General features: G+C 45.7%; 10 protein-coding genes and 1 pseudogene. 5 read left to right on the forward strand and 6 right to left on the reverse strand.

The annotated features are described in order from the left end of the window. Nucleotides 1–11 precede the first annotated feature (11 nt). From CKW38_RS09635 to CKW38_RS09655, 5 genes and pseudogenes are all read right to left on the reverse strand, one after another. Entirely contained in the window at nt 12–788 is a 777-nt protein-coding gene (locus tag CKW38_RS09635; protein ID WP_095112611.1) for an ABC transporter substrate-binding protein, read from the reverse strand. 229 nt (nt 789–1017) lie between these two features. Then, nucleotides 1018–1470: a molybdopterin synthase catalytic subunit MoaE gene (gene moaE / locus CKW38_RS09640; RefSeq protein WP_007914312.1), complete on the reverse strand. Its 453-nt coding sequence runs from the start codon at nt 1468–1470 to the stop codon at nt 1018–1020. Between the two features lie 3 nt (nt 1471–1473). After that, nucleotides 1474–1728 carry a MoaD/ThiS family protein gene (locus tag CKW38_RS09645; RefSeq protein WP_007914311.1) on the reverse strand — a complete coding sequence of 85 codons (255 nt, stop codon included), beginning with the start codon at nt 1726–1728 and terminating at the stop codon, nt 1474–1476. Further along, on the reverse strand, nt 1725–2198 hold the full coding sequence (gene moaC / locus CKW38_RS09650) for a cyclic pyranopterin monophosphate synthase MoaC (protein ID WP_007914310.1): 474 nt from the start codon (nt 2196–2198) through the stop codon (nt 1725–1727). The genes CKW38_RS09645 and moaC overlap by 4 nt, the downstream gene beginning before the upstream one ends. Nucleotides 2199–2426: 228 nt before the next feature. Next, nucleotides 2427–2675 (reverse strand): annotated as a pseudogene (locus CKW38_RS09655) (PhoH family protein); the annotation flags it as partial. A 484-nt stretch (nt 2676–3159) separates the two neighbouring features. Between CKW38_RS09655 and CKW38_RS09660 the strand changes: the two are divergent. The 5 genes from CKW38_RS09660 to CKW38_RS09680 are packed head-to-tail and all read left to right on the forward strand — an operon-like array spanning nt 3160 to nt 8909. Then, nucleotides 3160–4272 (forward strand): SagB/ThcOx family dehydrogenase, encoded by a 1113-nt coding sequence (locus CKW38_RS09660; protein WP_176472310.1) that lies wholly within the window; start codon nt 3160–3162, stop codon nt 4270–4272. Between the two features lie 24 nt (nt 4273–4296). Next, complete coding sequence (locus CKW38_RS09665; RefSeq protein WP_095112615.1) at nt 4297–5844, forward strand: class I SAM-dependent methyltransferase; 1548 nt, start codon at nt 4297–4299, stop codon at nt 5842–5844. A 31-nt stretch (nt 5845–5875) separates the two neighbouring features. Continuing rightward, nucleotides 5876–6130, forward strand: coding sequence for a hypothetical protein (locus tag CKW38_RS09670; RefSeq protein ID WP_095112617.1), 255 nt, complete (start codon nt 5876–5878; stop codon nt 6128–6130). Next, entirely contained in the window at nt 6127–7689 is a 1563-nt protein-coding gene (locus CKW38_RS09675) for a carbamoyltransferase C-terminal domain-containing protein (RefSeq protein ID WP_095112618.1), read from the forward strand. The genes CKW38_RS09670 and CKW38_RS09675 overlap by 4 nt, the downstream gene beginning before the upstream one ends. Next, entirely contained in the window at nt 7686–8909 is a 1224-nt protein-coding gene (locus CKW38_RS09680) for an MFS transporter (RefSeq protein ID WP_095112620.1), read from the forward strand. The genes CKW38_RS09675 and CKW38_RS09680 overlap by 4 nt, the downstream gene beginning before the upstream one ends. A 196-nt stretch (nt 8910–9105) precedes the next feature. On the opposite strand, the gene CKW38_RS09685 is transcribed toward CKW38_RS09680, so the two are convergent. After that, a partial coding sequence (locus CKW38_RS09685; RefSeq protein WP_176472311.1) for a PhoH family protein occupies nt 9106–9356 on the reverse strand: 251 nt, incomplete at its 5' end.

Raw genomic sequence — 9356 nt, forward strand, 5'->3', positions numbered from 1 at the left:
ATAGCGGACTATCAGTCGCCGTAGATGTCGGACTTGAAGTACTTCTCGGAAATTTTCTGGTACTCGCCACTCGCACGAATGCCATCAATCGCACCATTCAACTGGCTAACCAGTTCAGCATTGCCCTTGCGCACCGCAATCCCCGCACCCTCGCCCACGTACTTCGGATCCTTCAACTCAGGCCCGACAAACGCATAACCCTTGCCACGCGGCATCGACAGGAAGTCATTGAGTGGAATGGTGTCAGCAAAAATCGCATCCAGCCGCCCCGCCGCCAGATCCATGTAAATCTCTTCGTTGTTGCTGTAGCGCTTGACGTTGATGCCCTTCGGCTCGAACACCTCGGTGGCATAACGATCGGTGGTGGTCGCACGCTGCACGCCGACATTCTTGCCCTTGAGGCTGGCGTATTGATCGTCGACGGTGGCGCCTTCCTTCATCACGAGGCGTGACGAAGTGAAGTAATACTTGTGAGTGAAATCCACCGACTTCTTGCGGTCTTCGTTGATGGTCATCGATGACAGCGCCATGTCGATTTTCTTCACTTTCAGCGAAGGAATCAGACCGTCGAACTCACCTTCGACCCACACACACTTGACCTTCATCTGCGCGCACAGGGCGTTGCCGATGTCGTAGTCGAAACCGACTATTTCACCTTTATCGGTTTTCGAGGCGAATGGCGGGTAAGCGGCTTCGATACCGATGCGCAGGGTTTGCTCAGCGGCGAACACGCTGGCGGAGGCCAACAGGCTGAAGGCCAGACCGGTGATGAGGGGGAGTTTCTTCATGTTCGTTCTCTCGCGGGTTGTTGTTGGTTTGGCAAGATGAAGAAGAGCGGCTGGTAGCGGGGAGCTACGAGCGGCAAGATTGAAGCATTTTGTACTTGTAAATCCATCTTGGACTTATATGTACAAATCGTCAATTCGGGGCAGAAGCAAAAAGATCGCAGCCTTCGGCAGCTCCTACAGGGGTATGCCGACCCAATGTAGGAGCTGCCGAAGGCTGCGATCTTTTGATTTACTTCTTCCAGCGATCCGCAGCGGCATGATCGCTGTCCCGCCCCTCAACCCATCGCGGCCCGTCGCTGGTGTTTTCTTTCTTCCAGAACGGTGCACGGGTTTTCAGGTAGTCCATGACGAAGGCACAAGCATCGAAGGCGGCCTGGCGATGGGCACTGGCAGCGCCGACAAACACGATCGGTTCGCCCGGTTCCAGTGCACCGATGCGATGCAGCACTTCCAGCTTCAACAGCGGCCAGCGCTGCTCGGCTTCGCTGGCGATCTTGCCGAGGGCTTTTTCGGTCATGCCCGGATAGTGCTCGAGGAACATTCCCGCTACATCCAGGCCATCGTTGAAGTCGCGCACGTAGCCGACAAAACTCACCACTGCGCCGACGCCGACATTGGCCGCGTGCATCGCGTTGACTTCAGCGCCCGGATCGAACGGCGTGGCCTGCACGCGAATCGCCATGGTTCAGCCTCCGGTCACGGTAGGGAAAAACGCCACTTCGTCGCCATCGGTCACTGGCTCGTCAAGTTGGCAGAGGTCTTCGTTGCGTGCACACATCAGGTTTTGTTCGCTCAGTACCTCAGCGCCGTCACGTTGCGCCTGCATTTGAAGAACATGTGCTCGCACGTCATCGACGGTAGCGAAATCACCCTCAACCTTCAGCGAGTCCACACCCAGCGCTTCACGGTAACGGGCAAAAAACTTCACGGTCAGGTTCATGGCTGCTCCGCTTGAAAGTGGCCGCTCTTGCCGCCGACCTTCTCCAGCAAGCGCACGCTTTCTATGGTCATGCCACGATCGACGGCTTTGCACATATCGTAGATGGTCAGGGCGGCGACACTGGCGGCGGTCAGCGCTTCCATCTCGACGCCGGTCTGCCCGGACAGTTTGCAGCGGGCGACGATGCGCACGGTGTCTTCGCCATCAGCGCTGAGTTCGACTTTGACACCCGTCAGCATCAGCGGGTGGCAGAGGGGAATCAGATCACTGGTTTTCTTCGCCGCTTGAATGCCGGCAATGCGCGCCACGGCGAACACGTCACCCTTTGGGTGGCCGCCGCTGACGATCATCTGCAGCGTTGCGGGGAGCATGCGCACCAGCGCTTGGGCCGTCGCTTCACGGAACGTCACGGCTTTTTCGGTGACGTCGACCATGTTGGCGCGACCTTGGGAATCGAGATGAGTCAGCACGGGATTACTCCTGATCAGGAGCGACGATTGTAAACCTGCGGGTCAAATTTCCGCACGCACGAATATGGTGTTCATCGTGTAGGAGCTGCCGAAGGCTGCGATCTTTTGACTTTGATTTTTAAAAACAAGATCAAAAGATCGCAGCCTTCGGCAGCTCCTACATTGGGATTTGTGCAGGGGCATAAAAAACCGGACGGCTTTTGGGGCCGCCCGGTTTTGGGTGAAGGGTTACAAATGCGATTCGGCGTATTCAGCCAGAATCGAGCGAGGCACCCCTTGCAGGGTGATGTGCACACCGTTGGGGAAATCCTTGAAGCGTTCAGTCAGGTAGGTCAGCCCGGAGCTGGTCGCGGACAGGTAAGGGGTGTCGATCTGTGCGAGGTTGCCCAGGCACACCACTTTGGAACCGGCGCCGGCACGGGTGATGATGGTTTTCATCTGGTGCGGCGTGAGGTTCTGGCATTCGTCGATCAGGACTTTCCTCCTGTTAGCCTATATTTTTTTGGTATTGGCTGACGCCCCCCCCCCCGAAGCAGCCATTACGTAACTAAATACTACCGATCAAGACTATTTAAGAACGCATCGAAGCAAATATAGTTGAAGTGCATATCTGCAATAACCTGATTAACTTAATAAAATAGTTACCAGTAGGAGTTCGGTGTAAGACCTATCAACTACCCAGCCACGAACTATCCTACAAACCCAGTTATTGACTAGCAAATACAACGCGACTAGCTTGGCAAATGAAGTCATATGACTTCAATCCAAACAGACTAAAACTCAAGAGGTTCTTATTATGCGCAAAGCAAATCTGCAAACTCGATTAACAGCTCTTTCCAATAACGCTTACAACATCCTGATTACACCGGCAAAATCCGAGTCAAAACTGGTTAGTTAATTTCGACCAATGCCGAGGGAGCCACCAGCCTCCCTCGGTATAACTTTTACGGAGCATGTCAAGATGAGTGAGTTCAAAGTTAATGAAAACCTGACAATCACCTTAAACGAAGGAGTTTTCGGATTATGGAACTTGGAAACAGGTGAGCAGTACGAAATATTCGAACGACGCTATCTTGACAGAATTTTCGAGCTCAACGAATTAGTTGGTATGCCTTATACATCGAAACCCGAGGATGGAATACTGATTGAAGCAGAAATATTACTAATAGGCGAAAAAGCTGAACAGTATCAAAATACACAAAAAGCTAATGGCCCTTGGGGTTGGGACCCTATTTCAAAAATATTTCATCTTGGAAGCAAGCACAACTTTCCGAGCGACCTGACAAACACTGAAGAAGACAATGAGATAGGCTATGTGAACTTCTGCGAAAGCATCGCAGAAAGCGCCCCAAACCTCGACATTGAACGAGAAGGAGAGTTAATCAAACTCCCGCCTTGGAACATCAACGCAATTGACACTTATAGCCTAAAGAAAGCCTTATGGGAGAGGACAACAAGTCGAAATTTCAATGGTGAGTCTGTCCCACTGGAAATTGTATCTAATATTTTATTCACTACATTCGGAAAGATTCACGGCGACTCACATAAAAAAAATCTCGCTGAGCGCGGTATTTCAACTGTTGGCTATCGTAGATCCTCACCAAGTGCCGGGTGCTTGCAAGCAACCGAGGCATACTTGATAGCTTTAAATGTTAGTAATCTAGAGAGAGGGATCTATCACTATAGGTCCCATCAGCACGTGTTAACAAAATTGGATAGTGGCATAAACGCCGATCTAACACAGATATTATGCCATCAAAACTTCGCAGTGGAAGCGGCCTTTCTAATAGTAATGAGTTCGCGATTTGATAAGCTTTGGTGGAAATACCCACATTCACGTGCTTATCGATCAGCTTTAATGGATGTTGGACATTTATCTCAGACATTCAATCTTGTAGCCACAGCTCACAAACTTAAAACTTGGCTAACCGGATACTTTATAGACAACCTACTAAATGAACTTATAAAGATTGATGGATTCAATGAACATTCGTTATTTGTTTTAGCCGGCGGACATGGCCTGCAAGATCCTCTTAGCCCCGGAGTCGCAAAACTTTTGAAGGCGGTAAAATAAAACAAATTAGCCTTAGGTGCTCGCATGCACGATGATATGTTGAGAAAAAAAGAATACTCCGAAAAAACCAGAGAAATGGCGGATTTTAATTTTAAAAACAACGAGCTTCAAGAAGCTGCGCGGTTATACGAATTGAGTATTAAGAACGATTCAAAAAACGTAAAGGCGTTGAACAATTTTGCGGCTTTATACGAAGAACTGGGTGAAAAAAATAAATCAGAACGCCTTTACAAGCTGGCTTGCGATTTACCAGGAGCTTCAGCAGCGGACAAACTTAAGTTTCATCAAAACTTAGCATCCATACAAGAAAAAAATGGAAAAAACAATGCTGCACTTTGGACATACCAATCAGCCGCAAAAATAGAAGGCTTCACAGAAAGCAGAGTTGCTTTTAACTATCTTGAATTACTTCAGTCGGTCCACCTGACGTCATTTGATGCGGCAACATTCGCCAGCCTAGTGACACTTTTTAACACAGAAGGAATAGACACTGACGCACTAGCCCGAGTGTATTTTTCACAACTTGCACTCAAACTTGAAAAAATAACACGTACAAAAGAAGACTACGCCATAATAGCTCTGGACATAATTAAATCAGATCCAATTGCATTAGAATTTTTAAGTAGCAGACTAATTTCCAACCACATCATAGAGGAAACTATTATAAGCATAAGAAAAAAACTTACAGAATCCATACTCAGCAATAACTACAAACCAACACACCAAATCTTCCTCCGCGCCCTAAAAAAACAATGCAAACTAAATGATTTCATCTACCTGACTGACAAAGAAGAGATGTCAAACGTTGAAAAACTAAAAGATAAATGCCTAAAAGAGTCGCCAGCAATAAAAATTGCCGCACAATTAATACTGGAATCTTACCCAGGCGAACACTCTAAAAACCCATTAAAAAACCAAAACCATTTGGATTACCGGATCACTCAAAAACAAAACAAAGAAATTACAACCCCCGCCCTACTGGAAAGCAAAACTCTTATTCAGAGTTTCTATGAATCAAATCCATATCCAACTTGGACATCCAAACCAAAACATTCTGGATCGACACTTGATGAGCTTTTCAAAAAGCTAAACCTAAAGCAAGCACCACCAAGCAACAACATATTAGTCGCAGGATGTGGAACTGGGCGTCACGCAATTCAACTCGCCTTAACTTACCCACACACACAAATCTTAGGGTTGGATGTTAGCAAAGCAAGTTTGCAATATGCCACCCAAAAAAGAGACGAATATAACATTCAAAACTTGAAATTCATCTGCGGCGACATAAGTAATATCCCCTCTCTAAATATGAAATTCAGCCTTATTGAGTGCATTGGAGTTCTGCATCACTTACAAGATCCTTTGAAAGGATGCCAAGCAATTCTCGCAGCACTCGAAAATGGTGGCATTGCTAAAATAGGACTGTATAGCACATATGCTAGAATTCCTATTGCAGACTTGGCCAACCTCGCGTCTAAAAACGAAATACTCTACGCACCCAGCAATTTAGAAAAAAATACGGAATTTATCAATTCAAAACTACAAATACAAGAGAACAAGAGAAATAGTTAACTCACAAGATTTCTTTAGTAGAAGTGGGTGCATGGATTTACTGTTCAACCCCCTAGAGAAAACGTTCACAACCCGTGACATTCACTCACTTATAAGAACTTTAAACTGTGAGTTTGCAGGCTTTGAAAAGGAAGAACAAAACAAATCCCCTGCGTTTAGAAAATTCAACGAGCATTCGAACATGGACTCTCTTTTTGGCGCTTGGGAGTTATTCGAAACCCTTAACCCAAATTTTTTCAGTGAAATGTACCTATTTTGGTTAAAACCTATAAGGAAACAACAATGAAAATACTAGGCGTAAACACGGGTCATGATGGTCACATTTGTCTCATTGAAAATGGAAAATTAGTTTTCAGCTATGAGTCGGAAAAGAATGGCGGCAATAGGTACGCTCCGCTTTCCCTGAGTTCAGCAATAACCCACGCCGTTCAAAACATAGAAGATCTTGACGCAATCGCTGTAAGCGGATGGGCTGAAGGTATGGACCCCAGAAATCACCCAACTGAAGGCGGTTATCTTGGCTTGGATATCGAACAATCAATCTGCACTTTTGGTGGAAAAAATATAGCGTGGATAAACTGCAGCCATGAAATATCACATATATTCGCCTCCTATTCCCTATCCCCATATGCGGACAAAACATCGTGCTACGTATTACTTTGGGAAGGCTTCATAGGCAATTTTTATAAAATCAACCCTGACATGTCGATTCAAACTATAGGCAATATTCTGCAAGGACCAGGCCTTCGTTATGCATTTACCTTCGGCTTAGCCGATCCAACTTTCAATTTGAAAAAAGGATATTGCAGACTCGGTGACGCGGGAAAAATGATGGCATTAGCTGCATTTGGAACAAATGGTGAACCAGATGCATTTGAGTCAACGGTTATTGACTACATAATGAACTGCGAATCGGCAATAGACACACTCAACAAACTTGACCTGAAAGATAGCGGCTATTACAACATAGGTGTCAACACAACGAAATTTTGCAACCTGGCAAGAAAGCTATCAGACAAGCTTTTTAACGAGTTTTATGATTTCATCAGTACACACATTACAGAAAAGCTTCCGCTTTTAATTGCGGGCGGCTGTGGCTTGAACTGTGATTGGAACAAAAAATGGGAAACCTCCGAATTATTCGACGGGATTTTTATTCCACCTTGCACAAATGACACTGGTGTCGGCATCGGGGCGTCCGCCATTGCCCAAAATTTATTAACTGGTAAAGCAAAACTTGAATGGTCCGTATATTCAGGACAAGCTTTTATCTTCAACCCCACAAAAAACTCCTCATTTTCACCAAGTCCATTGGTACTCGAACATGTATGCGAAGCGCTTATTGCTGGAGAGATTATTTGTTGGGTACAGGGAAATTGTGAAATAGGCCCCAGAGCCCTCGGCAATAGATCAATAATAGCGGCACCATTTTCTGCGAAAACAACTGAAAAGCTTAACTCCATAAAAAAAAGAGAACACTATCGCCCAGTAGCACCTATCTGCATAGAGGAAGATGCCAAGCTTTACTTTGAAAACTGCACTCAAAGCAAATTCATGCTGTCATTTCATCATGTAATTGACAAACGACTTAAAGCAATTACTCATATCGATGGAACAGCAAGAGTTCAGACCGTCAGCCCTCAAGACAACATTAAAATGTACAAGCTGCTACTGGAGTTCAAAAAACAGTCGGGCGTCAGCGTCCTTTGCAATACCTCGCTGAATTTCAAAGGGAAAGGTTTTATAAACAAACTCTCAGATCTTGAGCTATTTTGCTCAACCAACAATATATCCACATTTGTTGTAGATGACGTAATGTACCACACCAAGGAGATAGCGCAGTGAGCGTTCCTCACGTGAAAGGGTACGGTTATTTATGTGGAGTGAGATTTAGTAGCTCTGTAACACTCTGGGTAGACTTCATTTTAATTTTTACTGTACTTACATTCGTATATGACGCTTCCCCACAAACTTTGGGATATGCAGCGGCGCTGTACGGCTTACCAGCACTTTTCCTGGGGCCATTAATAGGTACGTTAGCAGACCATACTAGTCCTATAAAATTTTTACTAATAAGTTTCACCTTTAGATTTATCGTAGCCTGTCTTTTATTTGGAGCGAACTCTGAATCTGTTTTCTTAACATTAGTCTTCCTTAAGGGTGTATCGAACCTTGGATCTGGTGCGGCAGAAATTATCTTGACGAGGAAGCTTCTCACAAACAAAGACCTGATCAGTAACATTTCACTAATCACGGTAATGGATCAATTTATCAAGGTCTGCTCACCTTTAGCTGCAGGTGTTATTGCAAGCATGTCAGATAAAGCGTATGGCTTTTTAATTTCCGCGCTTTTCTCACTGCTAGGGATATTCTGCGTGATTCTTCTTTCTATGAGTAACCGGCAAAAAAACATACACACATCTGATAAGCGGTCCTTTGGGAGTTTAAAGGCCTTAAAGGTATTACTAAGCTCCGGCCCATCCACACGACTATTTTTTACCTGTGCCTTAATCCAATCTGCTGTACTGGGATGCTATGACTCGCTACTGAGCCTGCATATAAAAAACTTGGGGCTCGACGAATACGTATTTGGAGTTGTCGTTAGCTCTACCGCACTAGGTGGAATTATTGCAGGCTTGAGCTTTAAATTAGTTTACCCCCATAAAATTTTCTTCTGTTCAACGTTCTCCCTATTTACATTCGGTGTGATGGTAGTAATAGCGGGATCATTAAAGGAACCTGGCAACCTGACAACACTAGCAATACTAATACTAGTATTTTCCATTGCTGGATATGCCTATGGATTGACATCTTTGGGGTTTGGCGTAACCCTTCAGAAATACTGCCCTCTATCTAATCTGGGAACAGTTTCAGCTTCCAGCCGCAGTTTGATGTTGATATTTATGATTACAGGACCAATTTTTGGGGCATGGCTTTCAACGTTCTTGTCAATCGGAGGTGTTCTTGTTTCTTCAGGTGCTAGTGCCATATTGCTAGGTGCGTTTTTACACATAAAATACCGCGACATTTTTTCCGCAGAGACAAGTCGCATCATCAACGAATAAATAGTTCCGAAAATAATCCCCCCTAAACTCTATTGCCTTGGTTTTGGAAACGTGGAGGATTGTAAATTTAGATTTTTAAAATATACAGATAATATACTTCCAAAGGGCCGTTAGGAGTACAAGCAAGTTTAATACTAGATAAAGGCAGCGGGTAAAAACCGGGCGGCTGTTGGGCCGCCCGGTTCTGGGTGAAAGGTTACAGATGCGATTCGGCGTATTCAGCCAGAATCGAGCGAGGCACCCCTTGCAGGGTGATGTGCACACCGTTGGGGAAATCCTTGAAGCGTTCAGTCAGGTAGGTCAGCCCGGAGCTGGTCGCGGACAGGTAAGGGGTGTCGATCTGTGCGAGGTTGCCCAGGCACACCACTTTGGAACCGGCGCCGGCACGGGTGATGATGGTTTTCATCTGGTGCGGCGTGAGGTTCTGGCATTCGTCGATCAGGATTT

The organism is Pseudomonas sp. Irchel 3H7 (genome assembly GCF_900187605.1).
Lineage (GTDB): Bacteria > Pseudomonadota > Gammaproteobacteria > Pseudomonadales > Pseudomonadaceae > Aquipseudomonas.

Excerpts from the sequence above, each read along its gene's own strand:
- CKW38_RS09635 (WP_095112611.1), bottom strand. The coding sequence starts at position 788 with ATGAAGAAACTCCCCCTCATCACCGGTCTGGCCTTCAGCCTGTTGGCC.
- moaE (WP_007914312.1), bottom strand. The coding sequence starts at position 1,470 with ATGGCGATTCGCGTGCAGGCCACGCCGTTCGATCCGGGCGCTGAAGTC.
- CKW38_RS09645 (WP_007914311.1), bottom strand. The coding sequence starts at position 1,728 with ATGAACCTGACCGTGAAGTTTTTTGCCCGTTACCGTGAAGCGCTGGGT.
- CKW38_RS09660 (WP_176472310.1), top strand. The coding sequence starts at position 3,160 with ATGAGTGAGTTCAAAGTTAATGAAAACCTGACAATCACCTTAAACGAA.
- CKW38_RS09665 (WP_095112615.1), top strand. The coding sequence starts at position 4,297 with ATGCACGATGATATGTTGAGAAAAAAAGAATACTCCGAAAAAACCAGA.
- CKW38_RS09670 (WP_095112617.1), top strand. The coding sequence starts at position 5,876 with ATGGATTTACTGTTCAACCCCCTAGAGAAAACGTTCACAACCCGTGAC.
- CKW38_RS09675 (WP_095112618.1), top strand. The coding sequence starts at position 6,127 with ATGAAAATACTAGGCGTAAACACGGGTCATGATGGTCACATTTGTCTC.